The organism is Streptomyces sp. NPDC102258, from assembly GCF_055584685.1.
On the sequence record NZ_JBVJLO010000012.1, the window covers coordinates 49,950 to 72,924 of the forward strand.

Annotated in this window: 21 protein-coding genes; 10 read left to right on the top strand and 11 right to left on the bottom strand. The window is 74.4% G+C overall.

Annotation, left to right across the window (positions count from 1 at the left end):
* Positions 1-25: 25 nt before the first annotated feature.
* The 5 genes from ACZ6ZT_RS21105 to ACZ6ZT_RS21125 all read right to left on the bottom strand — a co-directional run bounded on the left by ACZ6ZT_RS21105 (position 26) and on the right by ACZ6ZT_RS21125 (position 6,880).
* Complete coding sequence (locus ACZ6ZT_RS21105) at positions 26-1,477, bottom strand: CitMHS family transporter (RefSeq protein ID WP_469721133.1); 1,452 nt, start codon at positions 1,475-1,477, stop codon at positions 26-28.
* Between the two features lie 124 nt (positions 1,478-1,601).
* Entirely contained in the window at positions 1,602-2,237 is a 636-nt protein-coding gene (locus tag ACZ6ZT_RS21110) for a TetR/AcrR family transcriptional regulator (RefSeq protein WP_469721135.1), read from the bottom strand.
* 56 nt (positions 2,238-2,293) lie between these two features.
* Positions 2,294-3,631 carry a hypothetical protein gene (locus tag ACZ6ZT_RS21115; protein ID WP_469721408.1) on the bottom strand — a complete coding sequence of 446 codons (1,338 nt, stop codon included), beginning with the start codon at positions 3,629-3,631 and terminating at the stop codon, positions 2,294-2,296.
* 116 nt (positions 3,632-3,747) lie between these two features.
* Positions 3,748-4,557 carry a hypothetical protein gene (locus ACZ6ZT_RS21120; protein WP_469721409.1) on the bottom strand — a complete coding sequence of 270 codons (810 nt, stop codon included), beginning with the start codon at positions 4,555-4,557 and terminating at the stop codon, positions 3,748-3,750.
* Between the two features lie 187 nt (positions 4,558-4,744).
* On the bottom strand, positions 4,745-6,880 hold the full coding sequence (locus ACZ6ZT_RS21125; protein ID WP_469721137.1) for a right-handed parallel beta-helix repeat-containing protein: 2,136 nt from the start codon (positions 6,878-6,880) through the stop codon (positions 4,745-4,747).
* 175 nt (positions 6,881-7,055) lie between these two features.
* Between ACZ6ZT_RS21125 and hmgA the strand changes: the two genes are divergently transcribed.
* Positions 7,056-8,384: a homogentisate 1,2-dioxygenase gene (hmgA, locus tag ACZ6ZT_RS21130; protein ID WP_469721139.1), complete on the top strand. Its 1,329-nt coding sequence runs from the start codon at positions 7,056-7,058 to the stop codon at positions 8,382-8,384.
* Positions 8,385-8,473: 89 nt separating this feature from the next.
* Positions 8,474-9,223 (top strand): GntR family transcriptional regulator, encoded by a 750-nt coding sequence (locus tag ACZ6ZT_RS21135; protein WP_469721140.1) that lies wholly within the window; start codon positions 8,474-8,476, stop codon positions 9,221-9,223.
* A 42-nt stretch (positions 9,224-9,265) separates the two neighbouring features.
* Here ACZ6ZT_RS21135 and ACZ6ZT_RS21140 read toward each other — a convergent pair whose 3' ends face one another.
* A complete protein-coding gene (locus ACZ6ZT_RS21140; RefSeq protein ID WP_469721141.1) occupies positions 9,266-9,439 on the bottom strand; it encodes a hypothetical protein in 174 nt (57 codons plus the stop codon).
* Positions 9,440-9,597: 158 nt separating this feature from the next.
* Between ACZ6ZT_RS21140 and ACZ6ZT_RS21145 the strand changes: the two genes are divergently transcribed.
* The gene (locus ACZ6ZT_RS21145) at positions 9,598-10,722 is read left to right on the top strand and encodes a type ISP restriction/modification enzyme (protein ID WP_469721411.1); all 1,125 of its coding nucleotides are present in this window, start codon (positions 9,598-9,600) and stop codon (positions 10,720-10,722) included.
* A gap of 502 nt (positions 10,723-11,224) precedes the next feature.
* Here the strand turns inward: ACZ6ZT_RS21145 and ACZ6ZT_RS21150 are convergent.
* Positions 11,225-11,956: a TetR/AcrR family transcriptional regulator gene (locus tag ACZ6ZT_RS21150; protein ID WP_469721143.1), complete on the bottom strand. Its 732-nt coding sequence runs from the start codon at positions 11,954-11,956 to the stop codon at positions 11,225-11,227.
* A 73-nt stretch (positions 11,957-12,029) separates the two neighbouring features.
* Between ACZ6ZT_RS21150 and ACZ6ZT_RS21155 the strand changes: the two genes are divergently transcribed.
* The 3 genes from ACZ6ZT_RS21155 to ACZ6ZT_RS21165 all read left to right on the top strand — a co-directional run bounded on the left by ACZ6ZT_RS21155 (position 12,030) and on the right by ACZ6ZT_RS21165 (position 15,118).
* Positions 12,030-13,010, top strand: a complete 981-nt coding sequence (locus ACZ6ZT_RS21155) for an ATP-binding cassette domain-containing protein (protein WP_469721144.1) — start codon at positions 12,030-12,032, stop codon at positions 13,008-13,010.
* Positions 13,007-13,795 carry an ABC transporter permease gene (locus tag ACZ6ZT_RS21160; protein ID WP_469721145.1) on the top strand — a complete coding sequence of 263 codons (789 nt, stop codon included), beginning with the start codon at positions 13,007-13,009 and terminating at the stop codon, positions 13,793-13,795. Before ACZ6ZT_RS21155 ends, ACZ6ZT_RS21160 begins: the two co-directional genes overlap by 4 nt.
* A gap of 84 nt (positions 13,796-13,879) precedes the next feature.
* Positions 13,880-15,118 (top strand): CaiB/BaiF CoA transferase family protein, encoded by a 1,239-nt coding sequence (locus ACZ6ZT_RS21165; RefSeq protein ID WP_469721146.1) that lies wholly within the window; start codon positions 13,880-13,882, stop codon positions 15,116-15,118.
* A gap of 110 nt (positions 15,119-15,228) precedes the next feature.
* Here ACZ6ZT_RS21165 and ACZ6ZT_RS21170 read toward each other — a convergent pair whose 3' ends face one another.
* Positions 15,229-15,498 (bottom strand): hypothetical protein, encoded by a 270-nt coding sequence (locus ACZ6ZT_RS21170; protein ID WP_356214728.1) that lies wholly within the window; start codon positions 15,496-15,498, stop codon positions 15,229-15,231.
* A gap of 272 nt (positions 15,499-15,770) precedes the next feature.
* On the opposite strand from ACZ6ZT_RS21170, the gene ACZ6ZT_RS21175 reads away from it, so the two are divergent.
* A complete protein-coding gene (locus ACZ6ZT_RS21175; protein WP_469721147.1) occupies positions 15,771-17,417 on the top strand; it encodes a serine/threonine-protein kinase in 1,647 nt (548 codons plus the stop codon).
* 18 nt (positions 17,418-17,435) lie between these two features.
* Here ACZ6ZT_RS21175 and ACZ6ZT_RS21180 read toward each other — a convergent pair whose 3' ends face one another.
* Complete coding sequence (locus tag ACZ6ZT_RS21180; protein WP_469721148.1) at positions 17,436-18,245, bottom strand: SGNH/GDSL hydrolase family protein; 810 nt, start codon at positions 18,243-18,245, stop codon at positions 17,436-17,438.
* Between the two features lie 202 nt (positions 18,246-18,447).
* On the opposite strand from ACZ6ZT_RS21180, the gene ACZ6ZT_RS21185 reads away from it, so the two are divergent.
* Positions 18,448-19,545 (top strand): DUF5925 domain-containing protein, encoded by a 1,098-nt coding sequence (locus ACZ6ZT_RS21185; protein WP_469721150.1) that lies wholly within the window; start codon positions 18,448-18,450, stop codon positions 19,543-19,545.
* Here ACZ6ZT_RS21185 and ACZ6ZT_RS21190 read toward each other — a convergent pair.
* Positions 19,542-19,931, bottom strand: a complete 390-nt coding sequence (locus ACZ6ZT_RS21190; RefSeq protein ID WP_469721152.1) for a GntR family transcriptional regulator — start codon at positions 19,929-19,931, stop codon at positions 19,542-19,544. The genes ACZ6ZT_RS21185 and ACZ6ZT_RS21190 overlap by 4 nt on opposite strands.
* Positions 19,932-20,126: 195 nt before the next feature.
* Between ACZ6ZT_RS21190 and ACZ6ZT_RS21195 the strand changes: the two genes are divergently transcribed.
* Entirely contained in the window at positions 20,127-20,609 is a 483-nt protein-coding gene (locus ACZ6ZT_RS21195) for a ribonuclease FAU-1 family protein (protein WP_469721154.1), read from the top strand.
* A 222-nt stretch (positions 20,610-20,831) separates the two neighbouring features.
* A complete protein-coding gene (locus ACZ6ZT_RS21200; protein WP_469721156.1) occupies positions 20,832-21,914 on the top strand; it encodes a lytic polysaccharide monooxygenase auxiliary activity family 9 protein in 1,083 nt (360 codons plus the stop codon).
* 75 nt (positions 21,915-21,989) lie between these two features.
* Here ACZ6ZT_RS21200 and ACZ6ZT_RS21205 read toward each other — a convergent pair whose 3' ends face one another.
* A complete protein-coding gene (locus ACZ6ZT_RS21205; protein WP_469721158.1) occupies positions 21,990-22,847 on the bottom strand; it encodes an esterase/lipase family protein in 858 nt (285 codons plus the stop codon).
* Positions 22,848-22,975 lie beyond the last annotated feature (128 nt).

A 22,975-nucleotide genomic window follows, 5' to 3' on the forward strand; every position in this document is an offset into this window, starting at 1 on the left:
TTACGGGCGCCAGGGTCCCGGGCCCTCAGATGATGCCGAAAAGCATCCCCGCCCCGAGGACGACGAGGGAGGTGAGGGCCGCCCATTTCACGGTGAACCGGGTGTGGTCGCCGAACTCGACCCTGGCCATGCCGACGAGGACGTAGACGGCCGGAACCAGCGGGCTCGACATGTGCAGGGCCTGGCCGACCAGGGAGGCGCGGGCGATCTCCAGCGGGGAGACGCCGTGGGCGGCGCCCGCCTCGGCCAGGACGGGCAGGACGCCGAAGTAGAAGCCGTCGTTCGACATGAAGTACGTCAGCGGCAGGCTGAGCAGACCGGTGACGAGGGCCATGTGCGGCCCCATGCCCTCGGGGATGGCGCCGACCAGCCAGTCCGCCATGTGCTTGACCATGCCCGTACCGCCCAGGACGCCGGTGAAGACGGCCGCCGCGAAGACCATGCCGGCGACGTTGAGGACGTTGTCCGCGTGGGCGGCGATCCGGGCCTTCTGGTCGGGCATGTGGGGGAAGTTGACGGTGAGCGCGAGGGCGGCGCCGAGCAGGAACAGCACCGGGATCGGCAGCAGCTCCATGATCATCGCGGTGAGCAGCGCGACGGTGAGGCCCGCGTTGAACCAGTAGAGGCGCGGCCGCAGCGTCGGGCGGTGGGGGTCGAGGCCCTGGAAGCCGTCACCCTCGTCGGGGGTGGCACCGGTCGCCGTACGGGGATCCAAGCCGTCGGCGGGGCCGGCGCCCGGGCCGGCCGGAGCGGCGGCGGGGCCCGCGGATCCGGCCCCCGACCGGTCGGTCTCCGTACGGGTGCCCTGGCCGCCGACCGCCACCAGGGACTCCTCCTCGGTCTCCTCGCCCGGCAGCACGAGCGAGCCGACGCGGCGGCGCTCCCTGAGCCCGAGGACGTACGCCAGCACGAGGACGGCGAGCAGTCCGGCCGCGAGGGCGGGGATCATGGGGACGAAGACGTCGCCCGCGTCGACCTTGAGCGCGGTGGCGGCGCGGGCCGTGGGGCCGCCCCAGGGCAGGGTGTTCATCACGCCGTTGGCGGTCGCGGCGACGCCCGTCATGACCACCAGGCTCAGGCCGAGCCGCTTGTAGAGCGGGTACATCGCCGAGACGGTGATCATGAAGGTGGTCGAGCCGTCCCCGTCGAGCGAGACGATCGCGGCCAGCACGGCCGTGCCGACCACGACGCGCACGGGGTCCGCCTTGCAGAAGCGCAGGATGCCCCGGACGATCGGGTCGAACAGACCGACGTCGATCATCACGCCGAAGTAGACGATGGCGAACATCAGCATGGCGGCGGTCGGGGCGAGTTTGCCGACGCCGTCGATGACGTAGTCCCCGAGGTGGGCGCCCTTTCCGGCGAACACGCAGAACAGCGCGGGGATCAGGACGAGCGCCGCGATGGGCGACATTTTCTTCAGCATGATCAGCACCAGGAAGGTGGCGATCATGGCGAAGCCGAGGAAGGTCAGCATGCAGGGAACGTAGGTGCCGCCCCCGGGCGGCAACAAGACGTCAACGCGTGAGCAATACGAGCAAAACCCCAGCTCAGCGCGGGGGCGGGGGTGCGGGCCCGAGGGGCTCGGGGGCGGGGTCGGGTCAGTCCAGGACGCGGGCCAGATACGCGTGCATCATCGCGCGCGTCTCCACGACGATCGCGGGGTCGCCGGCCGGATCGGACCGGAAGGCCAGCTGGACGAGCGCGTCGGTCGCCTCGACGGCGACCAGCACGGCACGCGCCAGGGCGGGGTCGGGGACAAGCCCGAGGTGGCCGCACAGCAGCCGGGTGAGGCGATCGGCGACCGCGTGGTTGGGGTCGGCGGCGGGGTCCTCGGCGGCGGGGTCCCCGGGGGGCGGCGCGGGTACCCCGAAGTCGACGAGGGCGAAGCCGGGGACGCTGCGCTTCATGGCCAGGAACTCGTCCAGGACCGCGTCCACGACGGGCCGCCAGTGGGTGGTGGGCAGCAGGGCGAGGCGCTCCTGGATGCCGTCGGCGTACCGGTCGAGGTTGCGGTGGGCGAGGGCGACCGCCATCGCGCGCTTGTTGCCGAAGAAGCGGTAGACGGACCCGATGGGCACCGCGGCGCGCTGGGCGACGGCGCGGGTGCTGAGGTTCTCGTAGCCGGTCTCGTCGAGGAGTTCGGCGCAGGCGTCGAGGATCCGGGCGAGTCGGTCGGCGCTGCGCTGCTGGACCGGGGTCCGGCGCAGGGGGTGGGCGGGAGGCACGGGGTCCATCATGCCGCTCTTGACGTGTGGGTCCAGCGGCCCACGGCGGCTGTGGCGGCCGGTCCTCAGTTCAGCAGGAGGCTGAGGCCGCCGATCGTGTAGGTGATCATCAGCGCGAGGAGCGGCAGTTGGCCGGCCACGGCCCTGGCGGGCGGGAAGAGGCGTACGGAGCGGTCGTGCGCGGCGATCACTCCGAGTACGTGCCCGCTGACGACGGCGATCACCTGGAGGGCGGCCAGACCCCCGGGACCCAAGGGGGGACTGGGCGCGGGGGCGTTGTCAGTGCCGAGTGCCATCATTACCGTGCGTGGTCCTTCGGTCACCAGGAGGGAGAAGTAGTGGGCGATGAGATAGCCGAGGGCGATCGGTACGAGTGAGTGCGCGAAGGCCGTCAGGGGGCGGGGGTGCGGTCCGCTGACGAGGCGGGTGGCCGCCGCGCACAGGCAGTAGAGGGTGGCGACGAGGGTGATGGAAGCGAGCAGTCCGAGCGTGGCCGCGGGGGTGCGGCCGAGGGGGGAGGTCTGGACGGCGTTGATCCAGGCGGGGTTGTCGGAGAAGCCGTCGTAGGCGGTGGAGCCGAGCAGGACGCAGACGGTGGCGACGAGTCCGGGCCGCTCGGGCGTCGCGTCGAGTCCGTGGAAGGGGTTGCGCAGGACCAGGCGGCCGTCGGTGCGGCGGCCGAGCGGGGAGAGCCGGGCCAGGAGACCGGAGTAGGCCTCGAAGGCGTCGGCGTCGGTGAACCACCGCTCGCCGTGACGGGCGGCGAGCAGCAGGTGGAGGGCGGTGTACGCGGTGAGGGCGATCAGGAGGGCGGTGGTGGACGCGGGATCGGGAGAGACGAGTTCGAGCCAGGTGAAGCCGAACAGCCCGGCGGTGGCGGGCCATTGGCCGAGCCGGGCGGGCAGGGGCCGGCCGGCGGCGGGCGGCCGGCGCCGGGCCCGGGAGAGCAGCCGGTGCAGGGTGCGCAGCGGGTTGAGGAGGCGCCAGACGGGGCCGAGGAGAAGGGAGGCGGGGACGAGTCCGACCCAGAGGAGGACGTAGACGGCGCCGGGAGCGGGGTTGCGGGCGGGGTCGTCGGGACCGAGGAGGAGGTGGAGGAGCACGGCGAGGGCTGCGGCGAGACCGAGTCCGCGCAGGGTGGTGCGGGTGGCCGGCGCGTCGGCCACCCGCTGGATCCCGGCGGGCAGGGCCAGCCCGGAGCGGTCGCCGCGGAAGCGGGAGGCGGACCAGAGGAGGCCGAGTGCGAGGAAGGAGAGGAACAGGGCGGTGAAGGCTCCGGCGAAGGCGTAGAAGGGAGAGACGGGCAGGTCGTGCTGGGAGCCGATCCCGTGCGCGAGCAGGGACGAGGGGTCGGCCGGGTGAAGGACCACGCCCTGGCCGGCCGCCGCCCCGGGCTCCGACATCGGCACCGGCGCCCTCGGGATCGCCATCGACCCCGGTCCCGGTCCCGGCAGGGTGAGGCCGGGCCACCCCTCGGGCGAGGACGCCCGGCTCAGGGCCGCCGCCCCGGGGCCGGGGGTCATCGGACGAGCAGCTGGGTCAGGACGAGTCCGGACGTGTGGGTCTCCACCTCGAAGAGGCCCGTGCGGTCGGCCGTCAGGACCAGGGTGGCCTCCTGTCCGGCGGGCAGGGCGAGTTCCTTGTCGTAGCCGTGCACGTGCAGGGTGTCGGCACGGTCGCTGGTGACCCGCAGGGCGATGCGCTCGCCGCGCTTGACCTCGGTGCGGGCGGTCGCGGGGATGACCTTGCCGTCCCGGACGGCGAGGGTGAGGGTCCGGTCGGCCCGCGGTGCCTCGGGGGGCGCCGGTGAGCCGGTCGGGGTGGACGGCGCATGGCTGTGGGACTCCTGGCCCGGAGGGCCCGCGGTCAGCGCGACGGACGCCTCGACCGGTTTGCCGGCGACGGCCCAGGCGGTGTGGTCGTCGGCGTAGAGGCGGACGGTCAGGGTGTGCGCGCCCTCGGGCACCTGCGCCGCGGGCAGGTGGAACCAGGGGCCGTACACCCGGGCCAGCTTGTGGCCGTCGAGGTCGAGGTGGGCGTGGCCGGCGCCCGGGAGGGCGGCGCCGCCGGTGCTGTCGGGGGTGAAGTGGAAGTTCGCCACGGACAGTTGGAGGTTCCAGCCGTCCTCGGAGTCGGGGCGGGCGGTGAGCTTCACCTCGGGGGCGCCCTGCGCGGGGACCTCGCGCAGGCGGTGGCCGCCGCCGTCCTGGGTGTCGAGCAGGGTGCCGGTGCTGCCGGAGGCCTGTTCGTGGGTGGTGCCGGGTTTGTGGTGGGTGGTGGCCCGGCCGCCGCAACCGGTGGCGGCGCCGCCCGCGAGCAGCAGGAGCACGGCGACGAGCGCCGCCGTGCGGGCGGTCCGCCGGCGCGGCCCGGGCCGGGGGTCGGGGGGCCGGCAGCCGTCGCACGGGGTGCGGTCCTGCGCGGGGACGTTCACTTCGGTCCTCCGAGGGGTGTGGGAGCCGTCGGCCGCCCCCCCGCCCGGCATGCCAGGGCGGGCCGGGGGGGCGGGGTGGGGGTCAGGGGGTGGTGGGCGGGTGGGGGCCGGCGGGGGTGGTGAGGGCGGGGGCGGGGCCCGGGGGGACGGGGGCGCGGTCGCCCGAAGGGGTGCCGGGCGGGCCGGCGGGGCGGGCGGGGGTGGGGGGGCCGGGGCGGGCGGCGGCGATGACGGCCCACAGCACCCACACCACCGCGACCAGGGCCCGGATCCAGGCCGGGCTCAGCGGGATCCAGGGGATCATCAGGACGGCCTTGTCGAAGGCGTCCAGCAGGGTCAGGACTCCGAGGAGCAGGGTCAGGCGGGCCAGCCAGGGGCGTTCGGGCCGCAGGGCCAGCCCGGCGCCGGTCCACCACAGGCCGAGCAGGAGCAGGGCCAGGGCCGGGACGAAGGTGTCCTGGAGCGGCATGGTGGAGCCGGCCACGTCCAGGGCCAGCCCGGCGAGCCCCAGCAGGGAGGCCGCCGTGCCCAGCCGGGAGCGGCGCAGCCGGCGCCCCCACAGCACCCCGCCGACCAGCAGCAGTACCGCCGCCACCGCCAGCGCGAGCTGCGTCTCCACCCGCTCCAGCCCACGGGCCCCGTACCAGTCGCAGCCGGCGGGGAGTTTGCGGGCCTGGACGTTGTAGTCGGCGCAGACCAGCAGCTGCGTGAGCTTCACCGGTTCGCCCACCAGGCGGGCGGAGGCGCCGCTGACCTCGCCGCGCGTATCGCCGCAGCGCGGCAGGGTGCCCGGGGAGGAGCCGTCGGGGCCGTCCTGCCAGCAGTTGCCCCGGCCCTGGCCGTCCCACCACACGTCGGCGGCGTTGGGGCGGGAGGCCCCGGACTTGTCCTTGCCGAGGATGTTGCCCGCGTAACGGTTGTGGTGGGAGGTGTCGGTCTGCTTGGACCACTTCTCCTCGCCGCGGATGAAGGCCGGCACCGCGCTGAGGAAGAAGCCCGCGCGCCGGTGCCCGTACACCCAGTTGTCCTCGTAGAGGTTCCAGTTGCCGCCCGCGGTGATGATGCCGGTGCCCGGCGGCATGGAGATCTGCGGGCAGACCACCCCCTGCTCGTAGCCGCGCTCGACGGGCGGTCTGGCGCAGGTGCCGTCGGCCACGTAGGGGTAGTAGTCGGCGTTGTTGTCGTGGATCAGGTTGCGTTCGAAGCGGGCGTGGTTCTGCGGGAGGCCGGGGTGGCCGGGGAAGGCGCTGTCCATCGAGGCGCCGCCCATGTTCTGGTCGAACTCGTTGTCGTGGACCCACACCGAGTCCCCGGCGGTGCCCGAGTAGCCGACCATGTTGTGGTGGCTGTGGCAGCCGGTGATCTCGATGGAGTACCGGGGCACGTCGTAGCCGCGTCCGTCGTTGATGTCGGAGGCGCTGCCGGGGTAGATGCCGGAGTCTCCGTTGCCGTAGGACTCGCAGTTCTTGTACAGGCCGTGGTCGCTGGCGAAGGTCAGGAAGCCGTACTCGTCGTTCCAGCGGGTCAGGACGTCGTCGATGACGAAGCCGTCGCCCGCGAGGACGTACAGCGAGTTGAAGGTGGTGCGCTGGGCGGTGAAGTTGCGGAAGTAGACGCCGTCGGACTCGTCGGCGCGGATGGCGTTGAGCTTCTGGTACTTGGCGTCGATGACGACGTCGGTGCGGGTGGCGCCGGTGCCCTCGATCTGCAGGCCGGTCTTGCCGAGGATGGCGACGAGGTTCTGGTTGTGCCGGCACTGGACCTGCTGCTCGTAGGACAGGATCTGGTAGCCGAGCGCGGAATTGGGGGCCTTGAGGTGCGCGCAGGCGCCGGTCGGCTTGGGGAGCGAGGGCTCCTCCTCGTAGAGGCCGGGGAGGATCGCGATGTTCATTCCGGGGCGGTCGACGGCGTCGACGGCTTCCTGGAGGTGGCGGTAGCCGGACTTCTCGCAGCGGTCGTAGAGGGCGAGGTTGCGGTTGCGCAGCTCGTCGGGGAAGCCGGCGATCCGGCGTTCGAAGTCGGGGCGGTCGGTCTTGCAGACGATCAGGTCGGGCTCGGTCGCGCGGTAGAGGGGTACGGAGCCGGTGCCGTCGGGGAGGGTGACGGGGCGCTCTTCGTGCGCGCGGGCGGCGGGCGCGGCGGCGAAGAGGGACAGGAGGGCGAGCAGGGCGGCGAGGAGCACCGCCGGCACGGCAGGGAACCTGCGGGTCCACGACATGCGCGAGAGAGTAGAGCATTGTTCATCTTTTGGGATCCCCCCGTGCGTCGGTCCGGTTGGGGCGCACCCGTGCACAGCGGGGATTCGGCCATGCGGCCGCCCAGTGGCGTTGACGGGCGGCGCGCGGAATCCTACTGTCAGCCATAGGATTCCTTCGACGGAGCGGGAGCAGCCCATGAGCGAGCAGGCCAGGAAGACGGCGGAGGCGCTGGAGTACCTCACCGGCTTCGGGAACGAGCACAGCTCGGAGGCCGTGCCCGGCGCCCTCCCCCACGGCCGCAACTCCCCCCAGCGCGCCCCCCTCGGCCTGTACGCGGAGCAGCTCAGCGGCAGCGCCTTCACCGAGCCGCGCCGCGACAACCGCCGCTCCTGGCTGTACCGGATCCGCCCCTCGGCCGCGCACCCGGCCTTCACCCGGACCGGCAACGGCGCCCTGCGGACCGCGCCCTTCACCGAGACGGTGCCCGACCCCAACCGGCTGCGCTGGAACCCGCTGCCCGATCCGGCTCCCGGCACCGACTTCCTGTCCGGCCTGTGGACGCTGGGCGGCAACGGCGACGCCACCCAGCGCACCGGCATGGCCATCCACCTCTACGCCGCCAACGCGCCCATGACGGACCGGGTGTTCAGCGACTCGGACGGCGAGCTGCTGATCGTCCCGGAGCGCGGCGGCCTGCTGCTGCGCACCGAGTTCGGCCTGCTGGGCGTCCGTCCGGGCGAGGTGGCCCTGATCCCGCGCGGGGTCCGCTTCCGTGTGGAGCCGCTGGACGCCGACGCCGGGGGCGCGCCCGCCCGGGGCTACGTCTGCGAGAACTACGGCCGGCCCTTCGAGCTGCCGGACCTCGGCCCGATCGGCGCCAACGGCCTGGCGGCCGCCCGTGACTTCCGGGCGCCGGTGGCCGCGTACGAGGACGTCGAGCGGCCGACCGAGGTGGTGAACAAGTTCTGCGGCAACCTCTGGTCCGCGACGTACGACCACTCCCCGCTCGACGTGGTGGCCTGGCACGGCACGCACGTCCCGTACGTCTACGACCTGCGCCGTTTCAACGTCATCGGGTCGATCAGCCACGACCACCCCGACCCGTCGATCTTCACGGTGCTGACCTCGCCGTCCGACACCCCGGGGCTGGCGGGGGTGGACTTCGTGGTGTTCGCCCCGCGCTGGCTGGTCGGCGAGGACACCTTCCGCCCGCCGTACTTCCACCGCAACGTGATGAGCGAGTACATGGGCCTGATCGAGGGCGCCTACGACGCCAAGGCCGAGGGGTTCGTGCCGGGCGGCGGCTCCCTGCACAACATGATGTCCGCGCACGGCCCGGACCGGGAGACCTTCGACAAGGCGAGCGCCGCCGAGCTGAAGCCGCAGAAGATCGACGACGGTCTGGCCTTCATGTTCGAGACCCGCTGGCCGGTCACCGCCACCCCCCAGGCAGCCGGCGCCGATCACCTCCAGCGCGGATACGACGACGTCTGGGAGGGTCTCCAGCGCCACTTCCGCGCCTAACATGCGGGTGCGGCGCGCACGGCCGGAAACGGCCCGCGCGCGCGCCCCGCCGCCTGCACTCCAGCCTGCCGCCGTTCGGAGAACCACCCGTGACCGCCTTCGCCCCCGACTCCCTCGTACTGAACCGGAAGCTGCCCCTCTGGTATCAGGTGTCCCAGTCGCTGCGCGCCTCGATACTCGGCCGTACCCCGGACGCCTCGCTGCGCCTGCCGACCGAGGAGCAGCTCGCCGAGCACTACGGGGTGAGCGTCCTGACGATGCGCCAGGCGCTCAAGGAGCTGGAGGGCGAGGGGCTGATCAGCCGCCACCGGCGGCGCGGCACCTTCATCGAGCCGGGCGCGCGGCGAAGTGCCCCGGTGCGGCTGCTGGGGTCGGTCGACGCGATCGTGGCCCAGCAGTCGGGCGAGCGCACGACGGTCCTCGGCCGCGAGCGGACCCCGGTGTCCGGGGAGCTGCTGGAGCACTTTCCGGACACCGCCGAGGTGGTCACGTACCGCAGGCTCCGGCACGACGGTGAGAGCGGCGAGCCGACGAACTGGGCGGAGAACGCGGTCCGGCCGGAGTTCGCGGACGCCGTCGATCTGGACGATCTGGTGCGCTGGCCGATGACGAAGGTGCTGCGTGACGTGGTCGGGGTGCGGATCAGCCGGATCACCGACACCGTGGAGGCGCGGCTGGCGGACCCGGTCACGGCGGAACTGCTCCAGGTGCCGCTGCTGAGCCCGATCCTGCACTACACGGGCGTGACGTACGACGAGGACGGGCGGGTGGCCGACGTGGCGCGGATCCGGTACCGGGGGGACCGGTTCTCCTTCACCGTGACGGTCGACGCCCCCTGAGGGCGGGGGCGGGGGCCCGGCGCGCGTCGGCCGTCCGGGCCGCTACCGCTTCGCGTCGCCCTCCTGCTCGTCCGTGCCGCGCTCGCCCTCCGCCTGGGAGGGCGTGGTGCGCATCGTCGCGGGGTGCTTCTCGCCCCGCTGCTTGTCGTCCATGTCCTCGTCGAGGCGCTCGCCCTCCGCCTGCGACGGCGTCGAATACTCGTCGTACTGGCTCATGCCCGACTCCCGACTCCCGATTCGCTCCGGTTCCGTACGGATGGGTACATAAGGAGCGTAACGCTTCGGCCGGGTCACGGCCCGGGCCCGGCGCTGCCCGGCGCCCCGTCGCTACCATCTGCCGGGTGAGCGACGACGTACCGCTGCTGGACGATCTGATGCCCTGGTCCGTGGCCGGCCTGCGGCTGGGCCGGGACTGGGTGGCCGCGCCCGATCCGGCCGTGCTGCGCGCCCGCTGGACGGCCCTGACGGGGTCCGAAGGGCCGGAGCGGGAGCGGTTGTTCCGCCCGAGCCGGAGCCGTACGCCCGCGGCCGGGGCGGCCGCGCTGCCGGGGCAGCGTACGGGGGCCACGGCCCGGTTCTCCGAGGCGCCCGGCCCGTTCCCGGAACCCGTACGGGTGCTCCGCGCGCCCTTCGACGAGCAGTGGCTGCTGCCCGACCAGCGGCTCATCGACGCGGCCCGCCCCGAGCTGTGGCGGGTCCTCGACGCGCGGCAGGTGTTCCTGACGGAGGCCCCGGAACCGCTGGCCACCGCCCACCTCCCGGCGGGCCGGCTCGGCCGGATCCGCCCGCTGCACCGGCGCCCGGAGGGGGCCGAGCCGAACCTCGCGCCGGGCCTGCTGCCGCTGCTGGGGGCGCGCCTCGGCGGGTGGGTCACCCCGGAGGACGTGCTGTGCTGGATCCTCGCCGCGGGCCGCCCGGGGCCCCGGGGGTACGAGGTCCCGCTCGCGGCGGACCCGGAGCGCTGGCGGGCCGGGCTGGAGCTGGGGCACCGGCTGCTCACCGTCCAGCTGCGCGGGGCGCGCGGCGGGGAGCCGCCCCGGCTGCCGGGCGGGCAGCGCCCGTACGTGCGCGCGGCGGTCACGGCCTGGCCGGCGGGGCTCGGGTACGACCCGGAGACCGAGGAGCTGAGCCTCGGCGACGGGGTCGTCTCCCCCGTTCCGGTGGCGGCCTGGGAGTACGAGGCGCGGGGCGTGCGCGTACTGGAGTCCTGGTTCGCGGCGCGGACCGCGCACCGGGATCCCGCGGCGCGGGGGCTGGAGGCGCTCGGGCCCGCCGAGTGGCCGCAGGCCTGGACCTCGGAGCTGACGGCCCTGGTGACGACCCTGGCACTGCTGGCCGAACTCGCTCCGCCACGGGCGGCGTTCGAGCCCGGCCCCTCCCTGACGGGCGAGGAGCTGGCGACGGCCGGGGTACTGCCGCCCCCGCGCTGGTCACGCCGCCCGGCATCGGTACTGGACCACCACGAGGAGGGCCCGGGCGGCCAGTTCGCGCTGCTCTAGCGCCCGCGACCGCCCGGGCACCCGGCAGGCGGCCCACCGAAGCCGACACAGACGCCCGGGCACTCGCCGTGCGGCCCACCGAACCCCACACGGACTCCTGACGCCCGCCAGGCGGCACGCCAGAGCCCACGCGAACGCCGGCACGCCCAGCAGGCAGCGCACCGAAGCTCGCGCGGAGACGCCCAAGCCCGCCAGGCGGCCCACCTGAGCTCACGCGAGCACCCGGACACCCGGCCGGTGGCGCACCCAGGCCCGCACGGGTGCCCATGCAACCGGCAGCCGACCCCCCGAACCCCACGCGGACACCCCCACGCCCCAGGCGGCGCACCAAAACCCATGCGAACGCCGGCACGCCCAGCAGGCGGCGCACCGAAGCTCACGCGGGCGCCCGGGGAGCCGCCCGGCGGGCCACCGAACCCACGCAAACACCCCGACGCCCGCCAAGCGGCACGCCAGACCCCACACGGTCGCCCCCGCTTCCGCCAGCCCGCCCCGAGAACGCTCACGCGGGCGGCGACCACGCCCCCAGCAGGCGGCTCACCGAGCGGTCGAAGACGGCCGCCATGTCCGTGTCCGGGGCCGGGACGGGGCCGGTCGCGGTGAGGGCGGCCGCGAGCCGGGGGTATTCCCCGGTCGCCAGTCGCGAGCCGAGCCAGGCGGCGCGTACCGCCTGCTCGGCGCTCTCGCTCCAGGGCAGCGAGCGGGCCCGTTCGGCGAGGGCCAGTTCCGCCGCCACGAACGTCGCCACCGTGCCGTTGACGGCGGCGACCAGTTCCAGTTTCTCCCCGTCGGGCACCTCCAGCGGCGCCAGGCAGTCCAGGCTGTGCTCCAGGTAGCGCAGGGCGTGGGGGCCGAAGCCGTAGACCGGGCTCAGCAGCCGGGGCAGCCAGGGGTGGCGCCGCATCAGGGCGCGGGTCTGGCGGGCGAGCGCCAGCAGGTCGGCGCGCCAGTCGCCGGTCGGCGGGGTGAACTCGTACTCCCCGCTGACGGTGTCGACCATCAGCTCGTACAGGTCCTCCTTGCGCGGGACGTAGTTGTACAGGGACATGGTCCCGGCGCCGATCCCGGCCGCCACCCGCCGCATGGAGACGGCCTCGATCCCCTCCGCGTCGGCGATCCGCACCGCCTCGGCCGCGATGGAGTCCCGGCTGTGGGCGGGGCGCGGTCCTCGTCCGGCCCGGGCGGGGCGGGTCCAGATCACTTCGGGTTCAGCGGGGCTGCCGCCGGCTGTCATCGGTCACATCACCTCGTGGTCTCGCCACCATCTTAGTTACGTACACCGTACGGAGTGGGATAGGGTGCCGCACATGACAACTACGTACGCTGTACTGAGTGAAGGTCTGGAGAAGGAGTACGGGGACGTGCACGCCCTGCGCGGCCTGGACCTGGCCGTGCCGGCGGGCTCCGTCTGCGGGCTGCTGGGCCCCAACGGCGCGGGCAAGACCACCGCCGTGCGGATCCTGACCACCCTCACCCCGCCCACCGCGGGCCGCGCCCTGGTCGCCGGCCACGACGTCACCGCGGACCCGGCCGCCGTCCGCCGCGCCATCGGGGTCACCGGTCAGTACGTCTCCGTCGACGGAGACCTCACGGGCCGGGAGAACCTGCGGCTGTTCGCCCGCCTGGCCGGACTGCGCGGGCGCGCCGGACGCGAGCGCGCCGACGGGCTGCTGGAGCGCTTCGGGCTCGGCGAGGCCGCCGACCGCGTCGCCTCGACCTGGTCGGGCGGCACCAGGCGGCGCCTGGACCTGGCCGCCGGACTGATCACCCGCCCCCGGGTGCTGTTCCTGGACGAGCCCACGACCGGCCTGGACCCGGCGGCCCGCGCGTACGTCTGGACGGCGGTGCGCGAACTCGCCGACGAGGGCACCACCGTGCTGCTCACCACCCAGTACCTGGAGGAGGCCGACCGGCTCGCCGACGACGTCGTGGTCGTCGACCGGGGCCGCGCCGTCGCCAACGGCGCACCGGCCGCCCTCAAGGCCCGGATCGGCTCCCACGCCGAGGTGAGCGTCGCCGCGCCGGAGGCCCTCGCGGACGCGGCCGCGGTGCTCGACCGGCTCACCGGGAGCCTGCCCGTCCTGGACGCGCAGCGCCTCACGGCCGGGGCGACCGTACTGGACCCCGCGCTCACCCTGCCCGGGATCGTCCGCGCGCTCGACGCCGCCGGGGTCCCGGTGACGGACGCGAGCCTGCGCCCGCCCACCCTCGACGAGGTGTTCCTGCGCCTCACCGGCTCCCCGGCCCCGGCCCCCTCGTCCGCCCCCGTGAAGGAGAACGCCGCGTGAGCACCCTGCTGTCGGACGGCGGCGCCGTCCTGACCCGCCAGCTCCAGAAGGCCCGGCACGCCCCGGCGCTGCTGGTCCTGACGCAGACCATGCCGATCATGATGCTGCTCTTCTTCGGGTACGTCTTCGGCAGCGCGCTCGCCATGCCGGGCTCCGAGTACCGCGAGTTCCTGGTGCCCGGGCTGCTCGCGGCGACCGCCGCCAACGGGGTGATGACCGGCATGTTCACGGCCGCGCAGGACGCCCATCGCGGGGTGATGGACCGCTTCCGCACCCTGCCGATGAGCCGGGCGGCCGTCCCGCTGGGGCAGACGGCCGCCGACCTGCTGACCACGGCGGTGTCGCTGGTGCCGCTGATGCTGGTGGGGCTCGCGATGGGCTGGCGGATCGAGAACGGGCTGCCGGGCGCGCTCGGGGCGCTCGGCGTGCTGATGCTGTTCCGCTTCGCCGCCGCCTGGGCGGGCACGTACCTCGGGCTGGTGAGCAAGAGCGAGGAGGCGGCGGGGCAGCTCGGCAGCGCCACCTTCGTCCTGCCGATGCTGTCCAGCGCCTACCTGCCGACGGCCGGACTGCCCGGCTGGCTGCGGACGGTCGCGGAGTGGAACCCGATCAGCGCCGTCGCCACCGCCGTACGGGAACTGTGCGGGAACGCGGGCGGCGCGGCGGCACCGGACGCGGCCTGGCCGGCGGACCATCCGGTGGCGGGGGCGGTGCTGTGGTCGCTGCTCCTGCTGGCGCTGTGCGTGCCGGCGGCCGCCCGCCGGTCCGCGCGGGGCGCGGGCTGAGCCTCGTACCGGACCCGTACCGGACCCCGTACAAAGCACCGTGGGGGTGACAGATCCGGGGCGTCCGGGATAGGCATCGGGGTCATGGACACCGAAACGGCCCCCGCCTCCGAGCCGCTCCCTCCCTCGCCCCCGCAGCCGCTCCCGCTCGCCGGGATCACCGTCGTCGCCGTCGAACAGGCCGTCTCCGCGCCCTTCGCCACCCGTCAGCTCGCCGACCTCGGCGCCCGGGTCGTGAAGGTGGAGCGCCCCGACGGCGGCGACTTCGCGCGCGCCTACGACACCGCCGCGCAGGGCCTGGCCTCGCACTTCGTGTGGGCCAACCGCGGCAAGGAGTCCCTCGCGCTCGACCTGAAGGACCCGCGCGGGCTGGAGGTGCTGCACGGACTGCTCGACGGCGCCGACGTGTTCGTCCAGAACCTCGCGCAGGGCGCCGCCGCCCGGCTCGGGCTCGACGCGGCCGCCCTGTGCGCGCGCTACCCGCGGCTGGTCGCGGTGGACATCTCCGGATACGGAGCCGAGGGCCCGTACGCGCACAAGCGCGCGTACGACATGCTCGTGCAGTGCGAGGCCGGCCTGGTCTCGGTGACCGGCACCCCGGAGCGGCCCGTGAAGGCGGGGATCCCGGCCGCCGACATCGCCGCGGCCATGTACGCCTTCTCGGGGGTGCTCGCCGCCCTCCTGCGCCGGGGGACGACCGGGCGCGGCGGGCCGGTGGAGGTGTCGATGCTCGACGCGCTCGCCGAGTGGATGGGGCATCCGCTGCACCACACGATGCACGGCGGGGAGCAGCCGGTGCGGACGGGTCTCGCGCACGCCGTGATCGCACCGTACGACGCCTACGCGACGGCCGACGGGGGCCGCGTCCTGCTCTCGGTGCAGAACGACCGGGAGTGGCGGCGCCTGGCCGAACAGGTGCTGGAGCGGCCGGACCTGGCGCGGGATCCGGCGTACGCGACCAACGCGGCCCGCACGCGGGGCCGGGAGAAGACGGACGCGGTGGTGGCCGAGGCGCTCGGCCGGCTCGGCGCGGACGAGGCGGTCGGGCGGCTGGAGGCGGCCGGGATCGCCTGCGCCCGGCTGAACTCGGTGGCGCGGCTGGCCGGACACCCGCAGCTGGCGGCGCGGGACCGCTGGCGGGAGGTGGACTCACCGGCGGGCCCGCTGCGGGCGCTGCTGCCGCCGATCGGGCTGCCGGGCGGCCCGGAGGCGCGGATGGGCGCGGTGCCCGCGCTCGGCGAACACACCGATGCCCTGCTGCGCGCCCTGGGGATGACGGACGCGCGGATCACGGCACTGCGCCGGGACGGTGTGATCGCCTGAGGCCGGGGGGCGCCGGGCATCCGGGGTCGCCGGATGCCCCGCCGGCGCCGGAGGGGGGACGGGGGCCGGAGTGCGGCCGGGCCGGGTGACCGGCCGCGGCGCCGGGACAGTTACGAGCGGCGGCTGCCGAAGAGCGTGCGCCGCAGCCTGCGCAGCGGGGCGAACAGCGCGACGCGCGCGCTCCGGCTCCGCTGGACGTGCGTGTGGTCGCGGGAGGTGAGCTCGCGCATCAGCAGCGTCGCCTCGGCCGCCTCGTGGTGCGGGACGGCGGGACCGCCCAGCACGGCGAGATGGCGGTCGAGGCGCGAGCTGACCGCGCTGCTGCCGCAGGTGATGGCAGGCACGCGGGGCGGCCTGCTGCGCATTGCTATCTGTTCCATGTCTCTCCCCACCCGTACGAGGGCACCCGGCCCGGGCAGGTTAACCCTATCGTCCCGGCGTCACACTCGGGTATCCCGGTGGTGTGAATTACCCCTGTGGTTACGGGTAGTTGACGATTACTCAGCGCGATCAGTCGTCACTCTCCGCATAAATGGCGCCACTTGGCGAACGCTGCGTGAGGGCGGCCGAAGAGTGCCGTCCCGGCAGGGGCCACCCGGGGCCACCCTGCGCTAACTTGGAGTGATCACCCGGTGACGCTTGGGGGGTAGGCGTGAGTGGGAGCGAGGTCGGGGACACCGCGCGTGTCGTCGCCGGACGGTACCGGCTGCTCGGTCCGGTGGGCCGCGGCGGCATGGGCGTCGTCTGGCGGGCCCGGGACGAGGTGCTGGGCCGCGAGGTCGCCGTCAAGGAGGTACGGGCCCCGGCCGGGCTGGATCCGGCCGAGGTGGAACGGATGTACCGGCGGCTGGAACGGGAGGCCTGGGCGGCGGCCCGGATCTCCCACCGCGGGGTCGTGACCGTCTACGACGTGGCCCAGGAGGACGGCCGCCCGTGGATCGTGATGGAGCTGGTGCGCGGGCTCTCGCTGGCGGAAGTGCTGGAGGGGGAGGGCCCGATGAGCCCGCGGCACGCCGCGCACCTCGGCGAACAGCTGCTGGACGCGCTGCGCTCCGCGCACGGGGTGGGGGTGCTGCACCGCGACGTGAAGCCCGCCAACGTGCTGATCGCCCAGGACGGGCGGGTGGTGCTGAGCGACTTCGGGATCGCGCGCCTGGAGGGCTCCTCGGCCCTCACGATGACCGGCGAGGTGGTGGGCTCCCCCGAGTTCCTGGCCCCGGAGCGGGCCGTGGGGCACGAGCCCGGCCCGGAGTCGGACCTGTGGTCGCTCGGGGTGCTGCTGTACGCCGCCGTGGAGGGGGTCTCGCCCTTCCGGCGGGACACCCCGCTGTCCACCCTGCGGGCGGTGGTGGAGGGGGAGCTGCCGCCACCGCGCCGGGCCGGGCCGCTGGAGCCCGTACTGAGGGGGCTGTTGCGCAAGGACCCCGGGGAGCGGATGGCCGCGGCGGAGGCGGCCCGGATGCTGCGGATCATCGGCGCGGGGGGCGTCGCGGGGGCGCCGGGCGGGCCGGGGCCGGCGGGCTCGGAGGCTCCGACGGTCGTCGTGCGCCGGGGGGAGGGACACGAGCGGTACGGGGGGACGCGGCCACTGCCACTGCCGGTCGCGGGCGGCCCCGTACCGCAGTCGCCGCCGCCGGGGCAGGGGCGGGCCGGGGCGGTGCTGGGCGCCGTGCTGGTGGCGCTGCTGCTGGTACTGGCCCTGCTGGTGTGGCTGTTGCTGCGGGAAACCGGCGGCCGGAGCGGGAGTGAGAGCGGGAGCGCCGGGCCCGGGGCCTCCGCTCCGGCGCCGGGACCGGCGTCCCCCTCGCCCCCGGCGTCCCCTTCGCCCTCCCCCTCCCCCTCGGCGTCCGCGAGTCCGACGCCCCCGCAGGACGTCACGGTGTACGTGCACACGCTGCGGGCCGCCTACACCGGGAGCTGTCCGCCGCCCGAGGTGTCCGCGCCCGCCTTCACGGGGACGCTGGAAGTGGCGCGTACGCCCGCCGTGGTGGAGTACCGCTGGATCACGCGCGGCGGCTCCTCCCCCGCCCCGGCTTGGAGCAGCATCGCGTACGAGGCGGACGGGGCCCGCACCCGCCAGCTGAACCACACCGAGCCGGTCGGGGCACCGGGGACGACCCTGGCCGACGCGGTCCGGCTGGAGGTGCGCGGACCGGTGGAGAAGACCTCGGCGTGGCTGGAGTTCACCGTGACGTGCGAGAAGGAAACCCCGCCGGGCGGTGCCTCCTCCCCCGCCGCTACCGGTTCACCGGGCGGCAGTCCGTCCCCGGCGGGGACGCCGGAGGCCGGCCGCCGCTGAGGGCGGCCGGCCCGGCCGTCAGGCCTTGCCGGTGAAGACGGGCAGGTAGCCGCCGGACTGTCCGGCGGCCGTGGGGTGGTACGACTCGCCGATGTTGAGCCAGTTGAGGCTGTGCAGCCACGCGTCGCCGGAGCAGATCTCGTGGCCGGTGAAGGACCCGGCGACCGAGGCGAAGGTGAAGCCGTGGTCGGCGGCGCGCTTGGCGATGGCCGCGTTGAGGTAGTCGGCGGCGCCGTTGATGGCGGTGCGCTCACCCTCGGTGAGGCCGGCGACGCAGGTGCCGTTCAGCTGGTAGAAGCGGGGGTAGCCGAGGACGACCACGTGGGCGCCGGGTGCCCGGCTGTGGATGGCGTCGTAGACCTGGTCGAGCTGGCCGGGGAGGGTGGAGTCGACGTATCCCTTGGCCTGGTTGACGCGGCCGACGCAGGTGGATTCGGACTGGAGCACACAGGTCGTCATCACATCGGCGAAACCGGCGTCGTTGCCGCCGATGGTGATGCTCACGAGGTCGGTGCCGGAGTTGAGCGGAGCCAGCTGGCCGGAGAGGACGTCACCCGTACGGGCGCCCGAGCAGGCGGCGAAGGAGAAGGTCTGCGGGGAGTGGGCGGCGGCCCAGAGGGCGGGGTAGGCGCGGGTGGTGCGCTTGCAGGCGCCACTGGCGGCGTCGTAGTTGCCGGCGCCGACGCCGGAGGAGTACGAGTCGCCGAGGGCCACGTAGCCGAAGTCGGCCTGGGCGGCGGACGCCTGGCCCGCTCCGAGGAGCGTGGCGCCGGCGGCGAGGAGCAGGGAGGAGGCGAAGGCGGCGAAGCGGGGCATTCTGATGCTCATGGATGCGGGGCTCCTTGTGGGGGGTTACTCCTGAGTCCGTGGTACAAGCAGCCGGGCCCCGGGGGAAGTGTCCATGCCAAGAATGTTCGGGTCAGGGTTGAGCCGGAATCTTCACGCCCGCTGTGTTTGAAGAGGGAACCCGGGCACCCGATCCGGCGAAACACGGGTGCATGAGGGCACATCGTGCCGGATCATGGGCGCCATGCCAGCAGACCCGCAGGACGCGCTGCCGATTCGCCTGAACGTGGACGACAGTGACTCACCGTCGGATGTCGTCGACGCCCTGTTCCTCGGCCGGTTCGCGACCGGCGAGCAGCCGTTCGCGCAGAGTGTGACGATCGACCGGGTGAAGCCGGAGGCGACGCTGCTGCCGCCGCGGGCGACGGTGCTGCGCTCCGCGCGCGACACCGACCGCAGCGCCACGCTCGCCGAGGGCGAGGGCTGGACCCTGCTCGTCTCCCGCTGGAGCCGGGGCGCCGACGTGACCGTGACGGCGGTCAGCGACGAACTCGCCGCCGGTGTCCTCGACGAGGCCACCGAGGGGGCGCAGGACGAGCCCGAACCGCAGCCCGACAACGTCACGATGGGCTTCTGGTACGTCTCCCCGCGCCGCGGCCCGTACCGCACCACCCGGCAGATCTCCGCCGGGACCTGGGAGGAGGTGCGGCCCAACTACACGGCGCCGGTGGCGGCGGCGATGGACCGGCTGATGAAGGTCACCCCGGACGACATCGCGGGCCGGCTGCTGCTGCTCCACGGGCCGCCCGGCACCGGCAAGACCTCGGCGCTGCGCACGCTGGCCCGCTCCTGGCGGGACTGGTGCCAGGTGGACTGCGTCCTGGACCCGGAGCGGCTGTTCAACGACGTCGGCTATCTCATGGACATCGCGATCGGCGAGGACGAGGGCTCCGCGAAGGGCCGCTGGCGGCTGCTGCTGCTGGAGGACTGCGACGAGCTGATCCGCGGCGAGGCCCGGCACACGGCCGGCCAGGCGCTGTCGCGGCTGCTGAACCTGACGGACGGTCTGCTGGGGCAGGGGCGCAACGTGCTGGTCGGCGTCACCACCAACGAGGACCTGGAGCGGCTCCACCCCGCGGTGGTCCGCCCGGGGCGGTGCATGGCCCGCATCGAGGTCGGTCCGCTGACGCGGCCGGAGGCGGTGGAGTGGCTGGGTACGGAGGAAGGGGTTTCCCGCGAGGGCGCGACCCTGGCGGAACTCTTCGCCCTGCGCCGCGGCACGGGCCCGGCGGCGGTCCTGCCGCCCCAGGCGCACTCCTCCGAGGCGGGCCTGTACCTCTAGACTCCGTCGGCGTAGCGGGCGCGGAGGGCGGTGGTCGCTGCTTCGACGGCCTCGGCTTGCGTCAGGCCGAGGCGGTGCGCGCGCTCCGCGTACGCCTGGGCGGCCTGCGCCGCCTCGCGGGAGGAGCCCTCGGCGGCGGCGACGAACGTCCCGTTGCGGCCCCGCGTCTCGATCACGCCGTCGGCCTCCAGGGCCCGGTAGGCCTTCGCCACCGTGTTGGCGGCCAGGCCCAGTTCCTCCGCCAGCCCCCGTACCGTCGGCAGCTTGTAGCCGGCCGGGAGCTTCCCCGTCCTGGCCCGGTCCGCGATCTGGGCGCGCAGCTGTTCGTACGGGGCGGCCGAGCCGGCCGAGCCGTCGATCCTGATCCTGAGGTTGGTCGAGGTCACGCGGGCGATTCTCCCCCATCTCCCGGTCCGGCCGGGCCGGGCGGCGCCGCCTAATTCGCGGGCGCGGGCCACGCACCGGCCGTAACGTCGGGCCCGGGACCGTCCGCGACCCGCGACCCGCGATCCGCGATCCGCGACCCCGCGATCCGCGATCCGTGACCCGGACGCGCCGCATCGGAGAAAGGGAGCGAAGGAATGACCACGGAATGGACCGTCATCCTCACCAAGGCCGGCCGCACCAAGATCAGCTACCCGGCGGTTCAGGTGTCCGACGACGGTGACCGGATCTCGGTGCGCGCGCCCTGGGCGGCCGACGGCGTACGGGACTTCGGGTTCGTGCGCTTCGAGCCGGGTGACGTGTTCGTGGAGCACTTCTGGCGCACGCGCTGGTTCGCGGTCAAGGAGGTGTGGAGCGGCGCGGGCGCGCTGAAGGGCTGGTACTGCGACGTGACCCGTCCGGCGCTGGTGCGCGCGGGCGAGATCGTCGTCGACGACCTGGACCTGGACCTGTGGGTGCCGGCGGACGGCGGGCCCGCCCTGCGGCTGGACGAGGACGAGTTCGCGGCGAGCGGCCTGGCCGTGACCGACCCGGAGGCCGCCGCCCAGGCCGTCCGCGCCCTCGACGCGCTGGACGAGCAGGCCGGTTCGGCCGCGGGGCTGGCCGCCCTGCTCACCTGACGTGGCGGGCTGGCGCGTTTCTGAGGGGGCTCTTACCGCCGCCTTAAGCGGAGCCTAAGGATCGGGGCGGGGGCCCGTATCAGGGCCGGACGGCGGGTGCGGCGGGCTAGTTTGGCGGCGCCAGGGAGGGCCGGTGGCGGCGCCGGGACCCGTTCGGGGGGCGGCGCCGCACCGGTTCCCTCCGCCGGCACGCCCCTGCCCCGCGCCCGAAGGAGATCCGCCATGCCCGCGTCCCGCCGCCGCACCGCCGTCCGTCTCGCCTCCGCCGCTCTCGCCCCGCTCGCGGTGGCCGCGTACGCCGCCGGGCCGGCGGTGGCCCACGGGTCGATGACGGACCCGGTCAGCCGGGTGGCGGCCTGCTACGCGGAGGGGCCGGAATCCCCGAAGTCGGCGGCGTGCAAGGCCGCCGTGGCCGCGAGCGGCGCGCAGGCGTTCTACGACTGGAACGCGGTGAACATCGCCAACGCGGCCGGGCAGAGCAGGAAGCTGATCCCCGACGGGCAGCTGTGCTCGGCGGGCAACGCCAAGTACAAGGGGCTGGACCTGCCCCGCGCGGACTGGCCGGCCAGCCCGCTGACGGCCGGACCGCACACCTTCCGCTACAAGGGCACCGCCCCGCACAAGGGCTCCTTCGAGCTGTACGTGACGAAGGACGGCTACGACCCGTCGAAGCCGCTGAAGTGGTCCGATCTGGAGCCCGCGCCCTTCCTGAAGGTCACCGACCCCGCCCTGCGGGGCGGCGACTACGTCTTCAGCGGGACCGTCCCGAAGAAGACGGGCCGTCACCTCGTCTACAGCGTGTGGCAGCGCTCGGACAGCCCGGAGGCCTTCTACACCTGCTCGGACGTCGTCTTCGGCAAGGACACCGGCGCGGGGGGCGGCGACAGCGGTACGGGGACCACCCCGGGCGGGAAGCCCGGCACGCGGCCGACCGCCGGGGCGGATGCCGAGCCCTCCCGCACGCCTGCCGCACCCGCCGTGCCCGCCGCCGCAGCGCCCGCCAAGGCGCCGACGGACCGGCAGATCTCCGACGGGGCGGGCAAGTCCTCGGTGGAGCACGGCGGCCACGGCGACAACGACCCGAAGACGAACGGCTCGGCGGCAAGCTCACCGCTCCCCCCGGCCGGCTCCTCGTCCTCCTCGCCCTCCGCGGCCGGCTCCGCGGGCGACAACCTCGCGCAGACGGGCGGCGACGGGGCGACCCCGATGCTCGCGATCGCCGGGGCCGGCGCCCTGGCGGCGGGTGCGGCCGTGCTGTTCGGCGTGGCCCGCCGCCGGTCGACGGCGGGCCGGCACGGCCGCTGACGGACCGGCGGACGGACCCGGAGGACGGACCCGGAGGACATACCGGGAGGTCGGACCCGGCGGACCGCCCGCGCGTCAGTCGAAGACCGACGCGCAGGTGGTCCGTTCGGCGTGCGCCGGGTCGAGGGCGTTGAGCGCCTCGTGCCAGGCGATCCGGTCGGTGAGGCCGATGGTGACGTGCTCGGAGACGTCCACCCCGCAGAGGTCCTGGAGCAGGACGTTGTGCACGTCCGGCCCGTCGAGGAACTGGCTGCGGTAAGGGGTGACCACCTCGTCGTAGCGGGTGGCGATCACCGTGTACCGCACCCCGGGGACGGTGTCGCCGCCCGCGTTCAGCTTGTTCTGGAAGGCGGAGCCGATGATCTGGTCGGCGAGCCCCGGGGTGGCGGCGCTGATCAGGTCCTCGGCGCCGGGGAAGTAGGGGAGCAGCCGGGTGAGCCCGGAGAGGGTGGTGCCGTGGTTGTCGGGGGCGAGTCCGACAAGCGCGTTGACCTTGGTGGCGCCGCCCAGGAACTTGAGGTAGTAGCGCGGCATCATGCCGCCCTGGGAGTGGCCGACGAGGTCGGCCTTGGCGGAGCCGGTGGCGGCGAGCACCTTGTCGACGAAGACCTGGAGCTGGCCCGCCGACTGGTCGATGGGGCCGAGGCCGTTGAAGAGGGGCACCCCGGGGAGCTGGCCGTAGTCGAGGGAGTAGACGCAGTACCCGCGGTGGACCAGGTACGGCGCGAACCCGAGCCAGTTGTCGACGGAGTTGCCGAGGGTGCCGTGGACGAGGACGACGGGGCGGGGGTGCGCGGTGGAGGGCTTGCAGGACCAGTCGTTCCAGCCGGTGCTGGGACGGGACGCGGCCTGGGCGGCGCCGGCGGGGGCGACGAGGGCGGCGGCGAGGGTGAGGACGGCCAGCGGGCGGAGCAGGCGTCTCCAGGGCAGCATCGTGTGATCTCCTCGCGGGTCAGGGGGAAGGCGTGGGGGTTCGTCCCGTGATCCGGATCACAAGGGGGGCTGCTGCCCGTTAAATTACGGGCGGGTAGCAAGACTGGGAAGTTACGCGGCGGTAAAAA